The sequence below is a fragment of the Xanthobacter sp. DMC12 genome, assembly GCF_056314105.1.
Genome location: NZ_JBQUYZ010000001.1, coordinates 787,627 through 805,119, shown reverse-complemented (window position 1 = coordinate 805,119; position 17,493 = coordinate 787,627). Strand labels below are relative to the sequence as shown.

The window sequence follows — 17,493 nt, the reverse complement described above, 5'->3', positions numbered from 1 at the left end:
TGCCTGTCTGGATTGTTGGCCGAAATCCGCCGGGACCGAGAGCGGCCGGAAGGCGATCCATGCTCTCGCCCCGGAGCCTCCCCATGACCGCCAAGCCGTCTGCACAGCCGTTCGCGCTCTCCCTTGATGCCGATGCGGACTACGTCTCCCCCGCCTATCTGCGGACCCCGTTCCGCTCCTTCCTCGTCAGCAACGACCGCGGGGCCTACTGGCTCCGCATGCCGGCCGGCGCCGGCAAGACCCAGTTCGTGCGCGGCATCGTCGCCCGGCGCACGGGCAAAGACGGCAGCCCCGAAGGGATCGACAGCGCCATTTCCAGCGGCGCCCGGGCCATCGCCGTGGCCCTCGCGGGGCCAGCTGGTCCCGAGGCGCTGGTCGGGGCGCTGAAGGCGGCGTTCGAGGCGGAATTCGCCATTGCCGCGCCGGACCCCGCGGGCGCATCCGGCAGCGCGGACGCCTTCGCCGGCTGGCTCGCGGCCCTCGCGGGAGCCGCGGCGGGGCAGGGGGCGAAGCGCCTCCTCGTCTGCATCGACGGGCTGGAAGCCGCCGACGCGGCGGCCCTCGCCCTGCTCCCCGGCCCTGCCGCCATCCCGCCCGGCGTTATCCTGCTTTTCACCTCCCGGCCGGCCGCGGATTGGGTGGCCGAGGGCTATGACGCGGCAACGGCCAAATTCGCCCCCGGCCCCGGCGTGGCCGGACACGAGGTCGGCCTCGCCGATCCCGAACATGTGGACGCGCTGCGCAAGCTGTTCGTGGAGCGCCTGCGGCCCCTCCTGCGCAGCCGGGCCAACGCGCTGCTGCTCTCCCTCATGGAAACCCGTGCCACCTACGAGCGCGGCGGGCGCGATGCGCGCCTCACCGCCGACCCGGTTCTGCGCGATGCGCTCAAGGACGACTGGAAGAAATTGACCAACAAGTTCCCGCGCTATTCCGGCCAGCAACTGCCCGTTGAGCCGCTCGGTCCCGTGCTGGACACCTTCGACCGGCTGTGGACCGACACGCTGGCGAAGAGCGAGGGGCGCGCCGGCTGCTTCTTCCTCATGGTGCGCCATCTCGCGGCGGGCGTCCTCGCGGTGGAGGAGGTGGCGGGCCTGCCGGAAGGAGAGGGGCTGGACACCCGCCTCGCCGCCCTCGGCTGACCGTTCCGCCCATCGGCGCCGGGGCAGGCGGGCCGGCCGGCCGCGCTGTCACAAAACTGTAAAGGCCGGGTGGGAAGAGGAGCCAGATAGCCCGGAACCACACCGGTTCCGGGCGCACGCCTCAGCGAACCACGGCGGACCGCCATGAAGCTCGACTCCACTCCGCTCGAACCCGGGCAGATCGTCATTTCCCTCGCCGGCCGCATGGATATCGCCGGCGCGGCGGAAATCGAGACCGTTTTCAGCGCCCTGGTGAGCCACGCCCATGTGGCCCTGGTGGACATGGCGGGCGTGACCTTCCTCGCCTCCATCGGCATCCGCCTCATCCTCGCCAATGCCAAGTCCCTGCATAAGCGCGGCGGCACGCTGGTGCTGTTCAACTGCGATCCGCAGGTGGAGCGCGTGCTGCTCACCACCGGCGTCGGCGAACTGACCGAGATCGTCGCCACCCGCGCCGAAGCCGACCGCTTCCTGGTGCCCGCCGCCGGCTGACTGTCGCCGGGGCCACTGCTTAACCTTGGGTAATACTTCGCCGCCCGGCTGAGATATCATCAGCCGGGCGGCCTTGCTTTGGGCGGGCGTTGTTCGACGCGGACGCTCCAAGGTGCTGCATCGCAAGGTGAATGCTGGCGCGTTTCATGGCGCCGCAGGGGAATGGCGTCCCCCTGGTTGAGCGCAGATCGCTGCTCGCTCGCCGGTCGGCTGCGCAGATTGGAGAAGGTCGAAACGACCTTGCGCAAGGTGCAAATCTATCGGACATAGAGATTAAATCCGGCTGTCACGGCCGGATTTTCTGCCAAACAGTGCCGGGCGCGGCTCTGGGGCGGAGCAACGATCTGGACCGGGTTCCAGGGAGGCATCGCCATTTCTCGCCAGTCCGGCCGTCACGTCCACCGTTCGCTCCTGGCCGGGCTCGCCGCGCTCGCGCTCCTGGTGGTGGGGCTCGTGGGGGTCTTCGTCTATGCCGGCATGAAGCAGGACGAGAAGGCCGGGATGCGGGAGCGCCTGGCCCTCTTGGCCGCGCTGCAGGCCCACGAAACGCTCATCCAGCAGGCCATGGCCAGCTCGGAGGACGAGCGGCAGGTGCTCAGCCAGCTCGCCAGTGGAGACTTCGCCCGGCTGCACGAGCGCTTCGGCAAACGGCTGAACGACAGGTTCGGGCTCGAGTTCGTCTACATCATCGATGCCAACGGCGACGTGCTCTATTCGTCCGAGAACGGAAAGACCGACGAGCGCAAGGCCTACGACTGGATCCGCCCTGCGGTCGCGCGGGCGCTGGCGGAAGGCCGCGCCGGCCATGCCGGCCTCGTCGCCAGCAAGGACGGCTCCGGCATCATGGTGGCCCGCCCCTTCTCCGAGCGGTCGGACGACATCAAGGCCCCGCAGCCGCTGGTGGCGGTGACGGTGGACCTGCTGGACCAGCCGCTGCTGCAATCCCTCGCCGCGCCGGCCCATCTGAAAGACGTGCAATTGCGCACCGGCCGGGGCGCCGCAAACCATCCCGACCGGGTGGGCGCCTCGGTTCCCAATCTCTATGACGGCACCGAGGCGGAGCTGGCCTGGCACGGCTCCCAGCCCGGCCGAAACCTGCTGCGCAACGCGCTGCCGGCCCTCGCCGTGCTCACCACGCTGCTCTCCATCACCTTCCTCGTCATGATGTTCCGCGCGCTGCGGGTCGCCGCCGCCCTGGCCGAAAGCGAGGCCGAGGCCCGCCAGGCGGCCTCTCGCGACTACATGACGGGCCTGTTCAATCGCGGCTATTTCATCGAGGCGCTGGAATCGGCCTTCGCGGGGCTCGATCCGGACGGGCGGCTGGTGTTGCTGTTCATCGACCTCGACGACTTCAAGACGATCAACGACACGGCCGGCCATGGCGCCGGCGACCAGGTGCTGAAGGCAGTGGCGAGCCGCATCGCCGCGGCCATCGGCGACCGCGGCGTGGCGGGCCGGTTTGGCGGGGACGAGTTCGTCGCCTTCTTCCCGGCCGCTACCGCGGCCGAGATCGACGAACTGCTCCATCGCGTCCAGGCGGAGCTGAAGCCACCGATCCAGGACGGGCCCGGCGAACTGCGCGTCACCGTCTCCATCGGCGTCGCCGAGGCGCCTCAGGATGCGGTCTCCGCCAGCGACCTCATGCGCCGCGCCGACATCGCCCTCTACCGCGCCAAGGACACGGGGGGCGACACCCTCTGCCGGTTCGAGACCCAGCTCGAGAGCGAGCGCAACGCCCGTCGCGAGATCAAGGGCGCCCTGGGCGGCGCGCTGGAGCGGGGCGAGCTGGTCATCACCTACCAGCCGCAGGTGGACGTGGCGAGCGGCCGGGTCGTCGGCTTCGAGACGCTGCTGCGCTGGGATCATCCCCGGCTCGGCCGCCTGCTGCCGGCGCAGTTCATCGCCATGGCCGAGGAGATGCACATCATCTCCGCCCTCGACCTGTACGGGCTGCGCCGCGCTTGCATCGAGGCGGCCGCGCTGCCGGGCATGTCCATCTCCGTCAACATCGCTTCCGCCACCATGAAGACGACGGACTTCGCCGATCAGGTCGCCGGCATCCTTCAGGATACGGGCTTCGATCCTGCGAAGCTGGAGATCGAAGTGCCGGAGACGATCGTGCTCAACACCTCGGCGGAGCTTGCCCGCACGTTCGAGGCCCTGCGTGGGCTGGGGATCGGCGTCGCCCTCGACGATTACGGCACCGGATATGCCTCGCTGCACCATGTCAGCCGGTTTCCCATCAGCCGCATCAAGATCGACCGCTCCTTCATGCTGAAGGCCTGCACCGATCCGGACGTGGCGGCGGTGATCGAGCACAAGCTCAAGCTCGCCCAGTCGCTGCGCATCAACGTGACGGCGGAGGGGGTGGAAACGCGGGAGCAGCTGCGCTTCCTGCGCGAGATCGGCATGCCCACGGCGCAGGGCTACCTGTTCGCCCCGCCGCTGCCCATCGCCGCGGCCATCGACATGCTGCACCGGCAGGACGAGGCGCAGCAAGCCAGCGCGGGCGGCACCGCGCGGGCCTGACCTTTCCGTCAGATAAGACAATTTTCTTTACAAGAAACATTCGCGCGCGGTAAGCACCACAGCTGCGGCGTTCCGGCATGCTTTTGGCCTTGCCTCTGCCGCCCCGCCTGCCGACAAGGACGGGGAATTGCGCACAGCGAGCGGAGCCGGTGCGGCCCAGCGCCGGGCTCCCGATGATTTCTGGGGGTGCTTCGTGATCGAGACCAAACCCATCGACGGAAAGGCCTTCGCCGCCGGCCTGCGGGCCCGCATCGCCGAGGAGGTTTCCGCCCTCAAGGCCAGCGCCGGCCTCACCCCCGGCCTCGCCGTGGTGCTGGTGGGCGAGGATCCCGCCAGCCAGGTCTATGTGCGCAACAAGGCGGCCCAGACGGCCGAGGCCGGCATGGCCTCCTTCGAGTACAAGCTGGCGGCCGACACGGCCGAGTCCGATGTGCTGGCCCTGGTGGCGAAGCTGAATGCGGACCCTGCCGTGAACGGCATTCTGGTTCAGCTTCCGCTGCCGGCGCAGATCGATGCCACCAAGGTGATCGCCGCCATCGACCCGGCGAAGGACGTGGACGGCTTCCACGTGGTGAATGCCGGCCGCCTCGCGGTGGGCCTCGATGCGCTGGTGCCCTGCACGCCGCTCGGCTGCATCATGCTGCTCAAGCACCACCTCGGCAGCCTCGCCGGCCTCAAGGCGGTGGTGGTGGGCCGCTCCAACATCGTCGGCAAGCCGGCCGCGCAGCTTCTGCTCAAGGAGGACTGCACCGTCACCATCGCCCATTCGCGCACCCGCGACCTGCCGGGCGAATGCCGGACGGCGGACATTCTGGTGGCGGCCGTGGGCCGGCCGGAAATGGTGCGGGGGGACTGGATCAAGCCCGGCGCCACGGTGATCGACGTGGGCATCAACCGGGTGCCCAAGGACGACGGCAAGACGCGTCTCGTGGGCGATGTGGCCTATGCGGAAGCGCAGGGCATCGCCGGCCTCATCACGCCGGTTCCAGGCGGCGTCGGTCCCATGACCATTGCCTGCCTGTTGCAGAACACGCTGACGGCCGCCAAGCGGCAAAAGGGCCTTGCCTGAGGAGTCGGAAAAGCGCCGGCGGCGTCAGGCCGCCGGCCTTTGAGCCGGGCAGGGGGATCTAGAACAGCCCGAAGGCCGAGGCGGCCAGCGCCGCAAGAGGTGGCAGCCAGGCGAGGGCGAGGCCCACATCCGGCCGGCCGCGCCGCCAGAACCACAGACCGAGCGCAGGCGGAATGACGAAGGCGGCCACCGCGCCGGCCCATTCCATCACGGCGTGAATCTCGCCGCGCGCACCTTCCGGGCCGCCGAAGACGAATCCCGAGATGGCGATGAGCAGGATGACGACGCCGGCATCCGCCAGCAAGGCGAACGCCATCGCCACCTTGAGCCCCCACCCCGCGGCTTGCGGCGGAGGTGGGACCGGCGGCGAGGCCGCCTCAGGTGCCGATGGCGGTGCGCTCACGTGATGGGAATCAGCCGACCGCGCGATCCCGCACGGCGACGCCCTTCTCTTCCAGCAGCGGGACCAACTCGCCCGACTGGAACATCTCGCGGACGATGTCGCAGCCGCCCACGAACTCGCCCTTGATGTAGAGCTGGGGAATGGTCGGCCAGTTGGCGTAGTCCTTGATGCCCTGGCGGATCATGTCGTTCTCGAGCACGTTCACGCCCTTGAAGGGAACGCCCACGTGGTCGAGAATCTGCACCACCTGGCCGGAGAAGCCGCACTGCGGGAACTGCGGCGTGCCCTTCATGAACAGCACCACATCGCCGGACTTCACGATGGCGTCGATATCGTCACGAATGCCCATGGTCTCAAATCCAATGTCTGCGGCCGGAAAGAAGGCCTTCCACGGATAAAGATCGGCCCATGTGGCCCAAAGCGCAAGGGTTGAGGGCGCGACACGGCGGCGACACGCTTGCACAGGCGCGTGTAGCAGGCGCCGCGATGGTGCGGCGCACGCGGGGCGGAGCGTGCCTACTCGGCCGGGGCAGAGGTCTGCAGGGCGAGGGCGTGCAGCACGCCACCCATGTTCCCCTTGAGCGCGGCATAGACCATCTGGTGCTGCTGCACCCGGCTCTTGCCGCGGAACGAGGCCGAGACGATGCGGGCGGCGTAGTGGTCGCCGTCCCCGGCCAGATCCTCGATCACCACGGTCGCGTCGGGCAGCGCATCCTTGATGAGCTGCTCGATGTCGCGGGCATTCATGGGCATGGTCGAAACGTCCTTGCTGTGCGCGAAAGCGTCAGGACGAGGCACCCATGTAGATGGGCAGCCACGTCTCGTGCCGATCCTTCAGCGATTCGACGACTATCGAGCGGTCGTCCGGCACGATCAAGCGGTCACCGCCGGTCTTGCCGATCTTCATGATCGGAACGCCGGCCATCTCCGCCTTGTGGATCACCTCGGCGCCCTGGCCGGACGCGACCGTGACCACGTAGCGGGCCTGATCCTCGCCGAACCACCACGCATAGGGGTCCATGCCGTCCGGCGCGTCTTCCAGCGAGACGCCGATGCCGCTCGCCATGGCCATCTCGGCGAGCGCCACCAGCAGGCCGCCGTCCGAGACGTCATGCACGGCGGTGGCGACACCGTCGCGGATGAGGTTGCGCACGAAGTCGCCGTTGCGCTTCTCGGCGATGAGGTCGACGGGGGGCGGGGCCCCTTCCTCGCGCTCGCACACGGTGGCGAGGAAGGCCGAGGCGCCGAGCCAGCCCTTGGTCTTGCCAATGAGCAGCACCGGCTCGCCCGCCGCCTTGAAGTCCAGCGTCATGGTCTGGTCAAGATCCTCGATCAGGCCGACGCCGCCGATGGTCGGGGTGGGCAGGATCGCCTTGCCGTTGGTCTCGTTGTAGAGGCTCACGTTGCCGGAGACGACCGGGAAGTCCAGCGCCTCGCAGGCCGCGCCGATGCCTTTCACGCAGGCCACGAACTGGCCCATGATCTCCGGCTTTTCGGGATTGCCGAAGTTCAGATTGTCGGTGACGGCGATGGGGGTGGCGCCCACGGCGGTGAGGTTGCGCCATGCCTCGGCCACCGCCTGCTTGCCGCCCTCGAAGGGGCCGGCCTCGCAATAGCGCGGCGTCACGTCCGTGGTCATGGCGAGGGCCTTGGGCCCGTCATTCACGCGCACCACGGCGGCATCACCACCCGGGCGCTGCACGGTGTTGCCGAGGATGAGGTGATCGTACTGCTCCCACACCCAGCGCTTGGAGCACAGGTCCGGCGAGGCGATGAGCCGCTCCAGCGCGTCCGCCACCGAGGCGGTGGTGCGCACGTCCGAAGGCAGGATTTCGGGGCGGGGGGCCGGCTCCTCATAGGGACGACGGTATTCCGGTGCCTCGTCCCCCAGCTCCTTGATGGGCAGGTCCGCTTCCACGAGGCCCTTATGCTTCACCACGAAGCGCAGGGTATCGGTGGTGTGGCCGACGATGGCGAAGTCGAGGCCCCACTTCTTGAAGATGGCCTCGGCTTCCGCCTCTTTGCCGTCGGCGATCACCATGAGCATGCGCTCCTGGCTCTCCGACAGCATCATCTCATAGGCCGTCATGCCGGTTTCGCGGCAGGGCACGGCGTCGAGGTTCAGCTCCACGCCGAGGTCGCCCTTGGCGCCCATCTCGACGGCGGAGCAGGTGAGGCCGGCGGCGCCCATGTCCTGGATCGCCACCACGCAGCCCGCCTGCATGATCTCGAGGCAGGCTTCCAGCAGCAGCTTCTCGGCGAAGGGGTCGCCCACCTGCACGGTCGGGCGCTTCTCCTCGGCGTCAGCGCCGAACTCGGCCGAGGCCATGGTGGCGCCGTGGATGCCGTCGCGGCCGGTCTTGGAGCCGAGATAGACGATGGCCCGGCCGACGCCGGTGGCCGCCGCGTAGAAGATCTCGTCCGTCTTCGCGAGGCCGACGGCCATGGCGTTGACGAGGATGTTGCCGTTGTAGCGCTTGTGGAAGCCCACCGAGCCGCCCACCGTGGGCACGCCGAAGGAGTTGCCATAGCCGCCGATGCCGGCCACCACGCCGGCCAGCAGGCGGCGGGTCTTCAGGTTGTGGCAGTCGCCGAAGCGCAAGGCGTTGAGCGCAGCGATGGGCCGCGCACCCATGGTGAACACGTCGCGCAGAATGCCGCCCACGCCCGTCCCCGCGCCCTGATAGGGCTCGATGAAGGAGGGGTGGTTGTGGCTCTCCATCTTGAACACGACGGCGAGGCCGTCGCCGATGTCCACCACGCCGGCATTCTCGCCCGGCCCCTGAATCACGCGCTTGCCGGTGGTGGGCAACGTGCGCAGCCAGACCTTGGAGGACTTGTACGAGCAGTGCTCGTTCCACATGGCGGAGACGATGCCCAGCTCCGTGATGGACGGCTCGCGGCCGATCAGCTTCACGAAGTGATCGTACTCCTCCGGCTTCAGCCCATGCTCGGCCACGAGTTCCGGCGTGATGCGGGGGGTATTGGGAATGAGGTTCACGGGCGTCGATCCGAATTGGGGCCGCGGCTCACGCCGCCTTGAGGGCGCCGGCGAGGCTCTCGAAGAGGCCGCGTCCGTCGGTGGGGCCGATCTCCGGCTCGATGTAGTTTTCCGGGTGGGGCATCATGCCGAGCACGTTGAACTTCTCGGAATAGATGCCGGCGATCCCGTTGATGGCGCCGTTGGGGCCGTCCGTCTCGTCGATCCGGCTGTCCGGGCGGGCGTAGCGGAAGGCGACGCGGCCTTCACCCTCGATGCGGGCGATGGTGGCCTCGTCGGCGGTATAATTGCCTTCGCCATGGGCGACCGGGATGCGGATCAGCTCGCCCTTGCGATAGGCCTTGGTGAAGGGCGTGTCGGCCCGCTCCACCCGCAGCAGCACCTCGCGGCAGACGAAGCGCAGGCGCGCGTTGCGCACCAGCACGCCGGGCAGCAGCCCGGCCTCGCACAGGATCTGGAAGCCGTTGCAGATGCCGAGCACCAGGCCGCCGCGGGCGGCATGGGCGCGCACCGCATCCATGATGTTCGCCCGCGCGGCAATGGCGCCGCAGCGCAGATAGTCGCCATAGGAGAAGCCGCCGGGCAGGACCACGAGGTCGGTGCCCTTGGGCAGCTCGTGCTCGGCGTGCCACACCACCTGGGGCTTGGCGCCGGCGACGAGCCGCAGCGCGCGCACGGCGTCCTGCTCACGATTGGAGCCAGGGAAGAGGATGACGGCTGGTTTCATGATCTCTCAGTGGGTGCCGACGCGGCCGGGCCTGCGTGCGATGCGATCGAGCCGCGCGTCACGGCCCGCGTGCATGCCGTATATGGTGTTCATGTCCTGCCTGACGGCCTGTCGGGGACCGCGCCGGGCGATCATCTCTTCGCGAGCTTCCGGCGCCACTGCGCCGGGGCTCGCGTCCCGCGGGATCGACTTCGGAACCTCTCGCTGAAGCTCGTTGGTGATCTCGGCCATCATGCCCTCTCGGCGGCCTTGCTCCCTGAAGCGGCCGCCAGACTATAACATCACTCGGCGAACTCGACCTTGTAGGTCTCGATCACGGTATTGGCGAGGAGCTTGTCGCAGGCTTCCTTGAGGGCGCCCTCGGCGGCGGCGCGGTCGTTGCCGGCCAGCTCCACGTCGAACACCTTCCCCTGACGCACGCTCTGCACGCCGGCCACACCCAGCGACCGCAGCGCGCCTTCGATGGCCTTGCCCTGCGGGTCGAGCACCGCCGACTTGAGGGTGACGATCACTCGGGCCTTCATGGAAACCTCGCCTTCATGGCACGGGCCTGCGCCCGCCTTGTTGCTTGCCCGCCGCCAGGCGCCGCCGGGGGCCTGACAGGCCCGGCAACGCAAAACGGGGGCCGATCCGGCCCCCGCCTAGCACTTTTCGGGGTGGGGAAACAACGCCCCCGCCCGAATTGACGGATCACTTCACCAGCACGGGGCCCTTGCCCTGCGTCGGATCGTTCTCCATCAGGATTCCGAGCCGGCGCGCGACCTCGGTGTAGGCCTCCACGAGGCCGCCCATGTCGCGGCGGAAGCGGTCCTTGTCCATCTTGTCGTTCGACTTGATGTCCCAGAGCCGGCACGAATCGGGGCTGATCTCGTCAGCGACCACGATCCGCATCATGTCGTTCTCCCACAGGCGGCCGCATTCCATCTTGAAGTCGATCAGACGGATGCCGGCGCCGAGGAAGAGGCCGGACAGGAAGTCGTTGACGCGGATCGCAAGCGCGATGATGTCGTCGATTTCCTGGGTGGTGGCCCAGCCGAAGGCGGTGATGTGCTCTTCCGACACCATCGGGTCGTTGAGCGCGTCGTTCTTGTAATAGAACTCGATGATCGAGCGCGGCAGCTGGGTGCCTTCCTCGATCCCGAGACGGGTCGAGATGGAGCCCGCGGCGACGTTGCGCACGACGATCTCGAGGGGGATGATCTCCACTTCCCGGATGAGCTGCTCGCGCATGTTCAGCCGGCGGATGAAGTGGGTCGGCACCCCGATGTCGTTCAACCGGGAGAAGATGTACTCCGAAATCCGGTTGTTCAGCACACCCTTGCCGTCGATGACATCGTGCTTCTTCGCATTGAAGGCCGTGGCATCGTCCTTGAAGTGCTGAATGAGTGTGCCGGGCTCGGGTCCTTCATAGAGGACTTTCGCCTTGCCTTCGTAGATTCGGCGGCGGCGGCTCATGGGGGTATACCGTCGATTGAGGAAATCCATGGGTTTGCCAAGGCTCCGTTCGTGTGACGCTCCTCGGCGGGGCCGGGATGGCTGTTTGACGGTCACCCCAAACCCGTTCGGACACTAGCCGATCAGGCCGCGCGATACAACGCGCGTCCATTTCGCCCGGTGTCCGCTTGTTCGGCATCCGCCCCCCGGGCGGGCGGCCATCTGGTCGCACGGTCGTGGCGGGGCGCGGAGCTTTACTGACGTTGATCTAATATGAGGCGGGGGATATTCAAGGCGCGCGTGCGGAACGACGGCTGCCCTTGCGTGAGCGCAGCGGCAACCCAAATCAGCTGAGTCCGCGCAAACCGATCAGGCCGGCCGCCGGCCGCCCATTCGCAGGAAGAGGGGTGCCATGACCACGTTCGACAAGCGCGAGGAAGGTTTTGAAAAGGCTTTCGCGCTCGACGAGGAGACGCGGTTCCGGGCGCTCGCCCGCCGCAACAAGAAGCTCGGCCTGTGGGCCGCCGAGAAGCTCGGCCTCGCTGGCGAGGAGGCTCTTGCCTACGCCAAGGCCGTCGTCGAGGCCGACCTGCAGGAAGCCGGTGACGACGACGTGTTCCGCAAGCTGCGCGCCGACTTCGACGCCAAGCAGGTGGATGTCTCCGACCACCAGATTCGCCGCAACATGGACGAGTTCCTCGCCGCCGCCGCGGCCGAGGTGAAGTCCGGCGCCTGAGCCCGGTGCGCGCATCCCGCCGCGTCATCCGGCGCGGCGGCCCAAACAAAAAGGCCGCCCACCGGGCGGCCTTTTCTTTTCTCGGTTCCGCGCCGGATCAGCGCGAGTAGAACTCGACCACGAGGTTCGGTTCCATCTGGACCGGGTAGGGCACCTCGTTCAGCTCGGGGATGCGGGCGAAGCGCGCGGCGAGCTTGTGGGTGTCGAGCTCGATGTAGTCCGGCACGTCGCGCTCGGCGAGCTGCTGGGCCTCGAGCACGATGGCGAGCTGGCGGGAAGCTTCCTTCACCTCGATCACGTCGCCGACCTTCACGAGGTAGGACGGGATGTTCACGCGCTGGCCGTTCACCTTCACGTGGCCGTGCGAGACGAACTGGCGGGCGGCGAAGATGGTGGGCACGAACTTGGCGCGATAGACCACCGCGTCGAGGCGACGCTCGAGCAGGCCGATCAGGTTGGCGCCGGTGTCGCCCTTGAGGCGGGAGGCTTCCACATAGACCTTGTGGAACTGCTTCTCGCCGATGGAGCCGTAATAGCCCTTCAGCTTCTGCTTGGCGCGCAGCTGCACGCCGAAGTCGGACAGCTTGCCCTTGCGGCGCTGGCCGTGCTGGCCGGGACCGTACTCACGACGGTTGACCGGGCTCTTGGGGCGGCCCCAGATGTTCTCGCCCATACGGCGATCGATCTTGTGCTTGGCCGCAATGCGCTTGCTCATGTAACGCGGATCCCTGTTGGTTCGTTCGGGTTTGGATCGCGCCCCTCCTCTGCGAAATGGCTTGGGAACCAAGCGGTTCCGGACCGTTCCGCCGACAGGCTCGCCCGGCGCGCTGCCTTGCGAAGCCACGGGTGCGTGAAACGCCAAGCGGGCCACTTCGGGCCCGCAAGGTGGCGGGTTCTTAGTCGCGAAAGCGTGGGGAGTCAACGCCGGAGCCGCTTCGGCCTCGATCCGCGCGCCGGCGGGCGGGCGAATCATCAGCCTTTGCGCACCTGACATGAAAGATATTTAACTGGGAGGAATAGCTGTTGCTCCGCTCTCGTCCGGCGGCACAGTATCAGGCAACCGGCCCCAAGGGCCAGCATGGAGGCCTACCTTGAAAGTCCTCGTCTTCCAGCACGTCGCCTGCGAGCACCCTGGTCGCTTCCGCGACTTCATGCAGGCCGACGGCGTGGCGTGGCACCCCGTGGAGCTGGACGAGGGCGAGGCCATCCCGCCGTTCGACGATTATGCCGCCCTCATGGTGTTCGGCGGGCCGATGGACGTGTGGCAGGAGGAGGAGCTGCCCTGGCTGGTGGCCGAGAAGGCCGCCATCCGGGACTGGGTGGCCACCGGCAAGCCCTATCTCGGCGTCTGCCTGGGGCACCAGCTCCTCGCCGATGCGCTGGGCGGCAAGGTGGGCCTCATGCCGCGGCCGGAGGTGGGGGTCTCCGAGGTCTCGCTGACGGCGGCCGGGCGCGAATCCCCCCTTTTCAAGGGACTGGACCCCACCTTCCCGACGCTCCAGTGGCACGGCGCCGCTGTGCTGGCCCTCCCGCCGGGCGGGGTGGCGCTGGCCGAGAACGCGCATTGCGCCATTCAGGCGCTGCAGGTGGGGGAGAAGGCGTTCGGCATCCAGTATCACGTGGAGCTGACCGACGAGACTGTCGGCGAATGGGGCGTGATTCCCGAATACCGCTGCGCGCTGGAGGCCATCACCGGCGAGGGCGGGCAGGCCCTCATCGAGGCGGCCACGCAGGAGCGGATGCCGGTGTTCGCGGCGGCAGCGGAGCGGCTCTACCGGAATTTCAAGGCGACCTGGTGAGGGGGAGAGGGAGCTTGGCGGGCTCCCGATTCAGTCCTGCTCAGAACCCCACGGCCGTGCCGGTGAGGTCATAAGGCCCCGCGGTCTCGATCTTCACCGTGGCGATCTCACCGACCCGCAGCGGGCGGCGGGAGAAGACCTTCACCGTGCCGTCGATCTCCGGCGCATCGCCCTTGGTGCGGCCGATGGCGCCTTCGGGCGACACGGAGTCGATGATGACCTGCTGGCGGGTGCCCACCTTCTTCTTCAGGCGGCGGGCCGAGACCTTCTGCTGGGTGCGCATGAAGCGGTCGTAGCGGTCCTGCTTCACCTCGTCGGGCACCGGATCGGCCAGAGCATTGGCATCCGCCCCGCGCACCGGCTCGAACTTGAAGGCGCCGGCGCGGTCGATCTCGGCTTCCTCCATGAAGGCCAGAAGCTCCTCGAACTCCGCCTCGGTCTCGCCGGGGAAGCCGACGATGAAGGTGGAGCGGAGTGTGAGGTCCGGCACCGCCTGCCGCCACGCCTGGATGCGGGCAAGGGTCTTTTCCTGCGAGGCCGGACGCTTCATGCGCCGCAGCACCGTGGGGCTCGCGTGCTGGAAGGGAATGTCGAGATAGGGCAGCACCTTGCCGGCGGCCATCAGCTCCATCACCGCATCCACGTGCGGGTAGGGATAGACATAGTGCAGGCGTACCCAGGCGCCGAGATCGCCCAGCGCGGCGGCGAGGTCGAGGAAGCGGGTCGCCACCTCCTTGTCGCCCCACTGGCTCGGCGCATAGCGCAGGTCCACGCCATAGGCGGAGGTATCCTGCGAGATGACGAGCAGTTCCTTCACCCCCGCCTTCACCAGCTTCTCGGCCTCGCGCAGCACGTCGGCGGCCGGGCGGGAGACGAGGTCGCCGCGCAGCTTCGGGATGATGCAGAAGGTGCAGCGATTGGAGCAGCCTTCGGAGATCTTGAGATAGGCGTAGTGGCGCGGCGTGAGCTTCACGCCCTGCTCGGGCACGAGATCGAGGAACGGATCATGCTGCGGCGGCACCGCCTCGTGGACGGCGGCGAGCACGCTCTCGTACTGCTGCGGGCCGGTGATGGCGAGGACGCTGGGATGCACCTCGCGGATCTGCTCCGGCTCGGCGCCCATGCAGCCGGTGACCACCACCTTGCCGTTTTCCGCCAGCGCCTCGCCGATGGCGGACAGGCTCTCGGCCTTGGCGCTGTCGAGGAAGCCGCAGGTGTTGACGATAACAAGGTCCGCGCCCTGATGGGTCTTCGTCAGCTCGTAGCCCTCGGCGCGCAGGCGCGTGACGATGCGTTCGCTATCCACCAGCGCCTTCGGGCAACCGAGGGAGACGAAGGAGATGCGCGGCGCGGGCTCGGCCATGGGGAGGCGGGTTCTTTCTGGGCTTTGAGAAGGCCGTGCGCTTACGTCAGCGCGACGGGGCCGTCAACGCCGGGTCTTTGGCGGGGCTTTGTGGCCGAAGGAGGGAAGCCCCGCTCCCCGGACCAGCGACGGCGCAGCCGGAGCGCCGAGCCGGGGTCCAGGGGAGACGTCGGCGAAGCCGGCAATGCTCTGGAAGACCCCCGGGATCAGGCCGCCTTCGGCGAACTGTTGCGCTGGGCCACGGCTCTCCTTCCGCTCCGCTCCAGTCGGCCGAGGCGCAAGAGCGGCCCGCCCCTCACACCGGCTTCAGCAGCACGTGCTTCTTCTTGCCCATGGAGAGCTTCACCACCCCCTCGGGCGTGAGCGCGGCAAGGTCGATCGTCGCCTTCTCGTCCGTCACAACGGCATCGTTCACGCGAAGTCCGCCGCCCTTGATCTGGCGGCGCGCCTCGCTGGTGGAGGCGACGAGGCCGGCCTCCACGAAGGCGTTGGCGACGGGCAGACCCGCCTCCAGCTTCGCCCGCGGCAGCTCCACCGTGGGCAGGTCCACGGCCAGGGCGCCCTGCTCGAAGGTGGTGCGGGCGGTCTCCTTCGCCTTCTCGGCGGCCTCGCGGCCGTGCAGGAGGGCGGTCGCCTCGGTGGCGAGCACCTCCTTGGCGATGTTGATCTCCTGCCCCTGAAGGGCAGCGAGGCGGGCGATCTCGTCCAGCGGCAGCTCGGTGAAGAGCTTCAGGAAGCGCTCCACGTCCGCATCGCCCGCGTTCCGCCAGTACTGCCAGTACTCGTAAGGCGAGAGCAGGTCGGCATCGAGCCACACGGCGCCGCCGGCGGTCTTGCCCATCTTGGCGCCCGACGAGGTGGTAAGCAGCGGCGTCGTGAGCGCGAAGAGGTCGGCACCGTGCATGCGGCGGCCCAGCTCCATGCCGTTGACGATGTTGCCCCACTGGTCGGAGCCGCCCATCTGCAGGATGCAGCCGTGACGCTTCGACAGCTCCACGAAGTCATAGGCCTGCAAAATCATGTAGTTGAATTCGAGGAAGGTGAGCGGCTGCTCGCGCTCCAGCCGCAGCTTCACAGAATCGAACGTCAGCATGCGGTTGATGGTGAAATGCGGCCCCACCTCGCGCAGGAGGGGGATGTATTTCAGCTCGTCGAGCCAGCCCGCATTGTTCTCCATGATGGCGCCGCCGTCGAAATCGAGGAAGCGCGCGAACACCTTGCGGATGGAGGCGATGTTGGCGTTGATCTGCTCATCGGTGAGCATCTGGCGCTGTGTGTCCTTGCCGGACGGGTCGCCGATCTTGGTGGTGCCGCCGCCCATGAGCGCGATCGGCCGGTGGCCGGTGCGCTGGAGGGTGCGCAGCATCATGATGGAGAGCAGGTGCCCCGCATGCAGGCTCGATGCGGTGGCGTCGAAGCCGATATAGGCGGTGATGGGCCCTTCCGCGGCCTTGGCATCGAGGCGCTCGAGGTCCGAGCACTGGTGGATGTAGCCGCGCTCGTGAAGCGTGCGCAGGAAGTCGGAGCGGAAGGAGGGAGAAGTCATCACACAGATCGAGGCTTGAGGCTGGCGCTCACGCGCCGGAAAGGAGCGGTGGTGTATCAGGTCCGGCGCAAGAATGCATGTGCGTGAGGCAAGGGGGCGGATATGCGTGTCGTCGGGCTGATGAGCGGCACCTCCATGGATGGCATCGACGCCGCCCTGATCGAGACCGATGGCGAGAGTGTCGCCTGGCTTGGCCCCGCGCTTACCCGCCCCATCGACGCCAAAACCCGCGCGCTGCTCGTGACCGCCATGGAGGATGCCCGCGGCGTCAACCATCGCGACGACCGGCCGGGCGCGCTGGCGGAAGCCGAGCGGCGCATCACCGATCTCCACGCCGAGGCGGTGCGCGCCCTGCTGGAGCCCTTGCGGTTGACGCCCGGCGACATCGACCTCGTTGGCTTCCACGGCCAGACGGTGATCCACCGGCCCGACGCGCGCCTCACCGTGCAGATCGGGGAAGGGCAGCGGCTGGCGACGGCGCTGGGCATTCCGGTGGTGGCGGATTTCCGCGCGGCGGATGTGGCGGCGGGCGGGCAGGGGGCGCCGCTGGTGCCGGTGTTCCATCAGGCGCTGGTGCGCCGCCTCACCCTGCCGCAGCCGGTGGCGGTGCTGAATGTGGGCGGGGTCGCCAACGTCACGGTGATCGACGGCGACGCGCCGCCCATCGCCTGCGACACCGGGCCGGGCAATGCGCTGCTCGACGATTTCATGAAGGCCCGCACCGGCGTGCCCTTCGACGGGGACGGCCGCGCGGCGGCTGCCGGCGAGGTGGACGAGGCGCGCGTCGCGGCGGTGCTGACCGACCCCTTCTTTCGCCTGCCGCCGCCCAAGTCGCTGGACCGCAACGCCTTCCGTCGAGCCGTGGGCGAGCGGATGGGATTGGCCGGGCTATCCATTGAGGACGGAGCGGCGACGCTGACGGCTCTGACTGCGGCGACCGTCGCAGCCATCGTGCCATTCCTGCCCCGCCCGCCCGCCGTCTGGATCGTCGCGGGCGGCGGCGCGCGCAACCCGACACTGCTTGGGATGCTGGCCGAGCGCGTCGGGGCCGAGGTGCGGACGGCGGACAGGATGGGGTGGTCCGGCGATGCGCTGGAAGCCCACGCGTTCGGCTATCTCGCCGCACGTTCGGTGCGCGGGCTGCCGCTTACGTTTCCCACCACCACAGGGGTGGGGGAGCCTATGACGGGCGGGGTGTTGTTTCGGCCGTGAGGGCCCCAAACGAAAACGGCGCGCCGAAGCGCGCCGTTGAAGC

General features: G+C 68.3%; 18 protein-coding genes. 7 read left to right on the top strand and 11 right to left on the bottom strand.

Features of this window, described 5'->3' with window-relative positions; genetic code table 11:
* Positions 1-83 precede the first annotated feature (83 nt).
* The 4 genes from ACT535_RS03685 (at position 84) to folD (ending at position 5,229) form a co-directional block, all read left to right on the top strand.
* Positions 84-1,139 carry a hypothetical protein gene (locus tag ACT535_RS03685; protein ID WP_476363397.1) on the top strand — a complete coding sequence of 352 codons (1,056 nt, stop codon included), beginning with the start codon at positions 84-86 and terminating at the stop codon, positions 1,137-1,139.
* A gap of 144 nt (positions 1,140-1,283) precedes the next feature.
* Positions 1,284-1,631, top strand: a complete 348-nt coding sequence (locus tag ACT535_RS03680; protein WP_476363396.1) for an STAS domain-containing protein — start codon at positions 1,284-1,286, stop codon at positions 1,629-1,631.
* A 441-nt stretch (positions 1,632-2,072) separates the two neighbouring features.
* Positions 2,073-4,160, top strand: a complete 2,088-nt coding sequence (locus ACT535_RS03675) for a bifunctional diguanylate cyclase/phosphodiesterase (protein WP_476363395.1) — start codon at positions 2,073-2,075, stop codon at positions 4,158-4,160.
* Positions 4,161-4,353: 193 nt separating this feature from the next.
* On the top strand, positions 4,354-5,229 hold the full coding sequence (gene folD, locus ACT535_RS03670; RefSeq protein ID WP_476363394.1) for a bifunctional methylenetetrahydrofolate dehydrogenase/methenyltetrahydrofolate cyclohydrolase FolD: 876 nt from the start codon (positions 4,354-4,356) through the stop codon (positions 5,227-5,229).
* Positions 5,230-5,287: 58 nt separating this feature from the next.
* Here the strand turns inward: folD and ACT535_RS03665 are convergent, their stop codons facing one another.
* The 8 genes from ACT535_RS03665 to purC all read right to left on the bottom strand — a co-directional run bounded on the left by ACT535_RS03665 (position 5,288) and on the right by purC (position 10,845).
* Complete coding sequence (locus tag ACT535_RS03665; protein ID WP_476363393.1) at positions 5,288-5,551, bottom strand: hypothetical protein; 264 nt, start codon at positions 5,549-5,551, stop codon at positions 5,288-5,290.
* 91 nt (positions 5,552-5,642) lie between these two features.
* Positions 5,643-5,981 carry a Grx4 family monothiol glutaredoxin gene (gene grxD / locus ACT535_RS03660; RefSeq protein ID WP_168458013.1) on the bottom strand — a complete coding sequence of 113 codons (339 nt, stop codon included), beginning with the start codon at positions 5,979-5,981 and terminating at the stop codon, positions 5,643-5,645.
* A 167-nt stretch (positions 5,982-6,148) separates the two neighbouring features.
* The gene (locus ACT535_RS03655; RefSeq protein WP_024278809.1) at positions 6,149-6,385 is read right to left on the bottom strand and encodes a BolA family protein; all 237 of its coding nucleotides are present in this window, start codon (positions 6,383-6,385) and stop codon (positions 6,149-6,151) included.
* A gap of 31 nt (positions 6,386-6,416) precedes the next feature.
* Positions 6,417-8,624 (bottom strand): phosphoribosylformylglycinamidine synthase subunit PurL, encoded by a 2,208-nt coding sequence (purL, locus tag ACT535_RS03650; RefSeq protein WP_168458284.1) that lies wholly within the window; start codon positions 8,622-8,624, stop codon positions 6,417-6,419.
* Between the two features lie 37 nt (positions 8,625-8,661).
* Complete coding sequence (purQ, locus tag ACT535_RS03645) at positions 8,662-9,360, bottom strand: phosphoribosylformylglycinamidine synthase subunit PurQ (RefSeq protein ID WP_168458012.1); 699 nt, start codon at positions 9,358-9,360, stop codon at positions 8,662-8,664.
* 6 nt (positions 9,361-9,366) lie between these two features.
* Positions 9,367-9,594 (bottom strand): hypothetical protein, encoded by a 228-nt coding sequence (locus ACT535_RS03640; RefSeq protein ID WP_476363392.1) that lies wholly within the window; start codon positions 9,592-9,594, stop codon positions 9,367-9,369.
* A 47-nt stretch (positions 9,595-9,641) separates the two neighbouring features.
* On the bottom strand, positions 9,642-9,884 hold the full coding sequence (gene purS, locus ACT535_RS03635; protein ID WP_024278813.1) for a phosphoribosylformylglycinamidine synthase subunit PurS: 243 nt from the start codon (positions 9,882-9,884) through the stop codon (positions 9,642-9,644).
* Positions 9,885-10,050: 166 nt separating this feature from the next.
* Positions 10,051-10,845 carry a phosphoribosylaminoimidazolesuccinocarboxamide synthase gene (purC, locus tag ACT535_RS03630; RefSeq protein ID WP_168458010.1) on the bottom strand — a complete coding sequence of 265 codons (795 nt, stop codon included), beginning with the start codon at positions 10,843-10,845 and terminating at the stop codon, positions 10,051-10,053.
* A gap of 361 nt (positions 10,846-11,206) precedes the next feature.
* Here purC and ACT535_RS03625 point away from each other — a divergent pair, with 361 nt between their 5' ends.
* Positions 11,207-11,530, top strand: coding sequence for a DUF1476 domain-containing protein (locus ACT535_RS03625; RefSeq protein ID WP_168458009.1), 324 nt, complete (start codon positions 11,207-11,209; stop codon positions 11,528-11,530).
* A 97-nt stretch (positions 11,531-11,627) separates the two neighbouring features.
* Here the strand turns inward: ACT535_RS03625 and rpsD are convergent, their stop codons facing one another.
* Positions 11,628-12,245 carry a 30S ribosomal protein S4 gene (gene rpsD, locus ACT535_RS03620; protein ID WP_168458008.1) on the bottom strand — a complete coding sequence of 206 codons (618 nt, stop codon included), beginning with the start codon at positions 12,243-12,245 and terminating at the stop codon, positions 11,628-11,630.
* A 376-nt stretch (positions 12,246-12,621) separates the two neighbouring features.
* Between rpsD and ACT535_RS03615 the strand changes: the two genes are divergently transcribed.
* Positions 12,622-13,329, top strand: coding sequence for a type 1 glutamine amidotransferase (locus ACT535_RS03615; protein ID WP_476363391.1), 708 nt, complete (start codon positions 12,622-12,624; stop codon positions 13,327-13,329).
* Between the two features lie 40 nt (positions 13,330-13,369).
* On the opposite strand, the gene rimO is transcribed toward ACT535_RS03615, so the two are convergent.
* Complete coding sequence (rimO, locus tag ACT535_RS03610; protein ID WP_476363390.1) at positions 13,370-14,692, bottom strand: 30S ribosomal protein S12 methylthiotransferase RimO; 1,323 nt, start codon at positions 14,690-14,692, stop codon at positions 13,370-13,372.
* A gap of 295 nt (positions 14,693-14,987) precedes the next feature.
* Positions 14,988-16,238: a tyrosine--tRNA ligase gene (gene tyrS / locus ACT535_RS03605; RefSeq protein ID WP_476363389.1), complete on the bottom strand. Its 1,251-nt coding sequence runs from the start codon at positions 16,236-16,238 to the stop codon at positions 14,988-14,990.
* A gap of 102 nt (positions 16,239-16,340) precedes the next feature.
* Here tyrS and ACT535_RS03600 point away from each other — a divergent pair, with 102 nt between their 5' ends.
* Positions 16,341-17,450, top strand: a complete 1,110-nt coding sequence (locus tag ACT535_RS03600; RefSeq protein ID WP_476363388.1) for an anhydro-N-acetylmuramic acid kinase — start codon at positions 16,341-16,343, stop codon at positions 17,448-17,450.
* Positions 17,451-17,493 lie beyond the last annotated feature (43 nt).

Excerpts from the sequence above, each read along its gene's own strand:
- ACT535_RS03685 (WP_476363397.1), top strand. The coding sequence starts at position 84 with ATGACCGCCAAGCCGTCTGCACAGCCGTTCGCGCTCTCCCTTGATGCC.
- ACT535_RS03600 (WP_476363388.1), top strand. The coding sequence starts at position 16,341 with ATGCGTGTCGTCGGGCTGATGAGCGGCACCTCCATGGATGGCATCGAC.
- ACT535_RS03640 (WP_476363392.1), bottom strand. The coding sequence starts at position 9,594 with ATGATGGCCGAGATCACCAACGAGCTTCAGCGAGAGGTTCCGAAGTCG.
- tyrS (WP_476363389.1), bottom strand. The coding sequence starts at position 16,238 with ATGACTTCTCCCTCCTTCCGCTCCGACTTCCTGCGCACGCTTCACGAG.
- ACT535_RS03655 (WP_024278809.1), bottom strand. The coding sequence starts at position 6,385 with ATGCCCATGAATGCCCGCGACATCGAGCAGCTCATCAAGGATGCGCTG.
- purQ (WP_168458012.1), bottom strand. The coding sequence starts at position 9,360 with ATGAAACCAGCCGTCATCCTCTTCCCTGGCTCCAATCGTGAGCAGGAC.
- grxD (WP_168458013.1), bottom strand. The coding sequence starts at position 5,981 with ATGGGCATTCGTGACGATATCGACGCCATCGTGAAGTCCGGCGATGTG.
- ACT535_RS03625 (WP_168458009.1), top strand. The coding sequence starts at position 11,207 with ATGACCACGTTCGACAAGCGCGAGGAAGGTTTTGAAAAGGCTTTCGCG.
- rimO (WP_476363390.1), bottom strand. The coding sequence starts at position 14,692 with ATGGCCGAGCCCGCGCCGCGCATCTCCTTCGTCTCCCTCGGTTGCCCG.
- rpsD (WP_168458008.1), bottom strand. The coding sequence starts at position 12,245 with ATGAGCAAGCGCATTGCGGCCAAGCACAAGATCGATCGCCGTATGGGC.
- ACT535_RS03680 (WP_476363396.1), top strand. The coding sequence starts at position 1,284 with ATGAAGCTCGACTCCACTCCGCTCGAACCCGGGCAGATCGTCATTTCC.
- purS (WP_024278813.1), bottom strand. The coding sequence starts at position 9,884 with ATGAAGGCCCGAGTGATCGTCACCCTCAAGTCGGCGGTGCTCGACCCG.
- purC (WP_168458010.1), bottom strand. The coding sequence starts at position 10,845 with ATGGATTTCCTCAATCGACGGTATACCCCCATGAGCCGCCGCCGCCGA.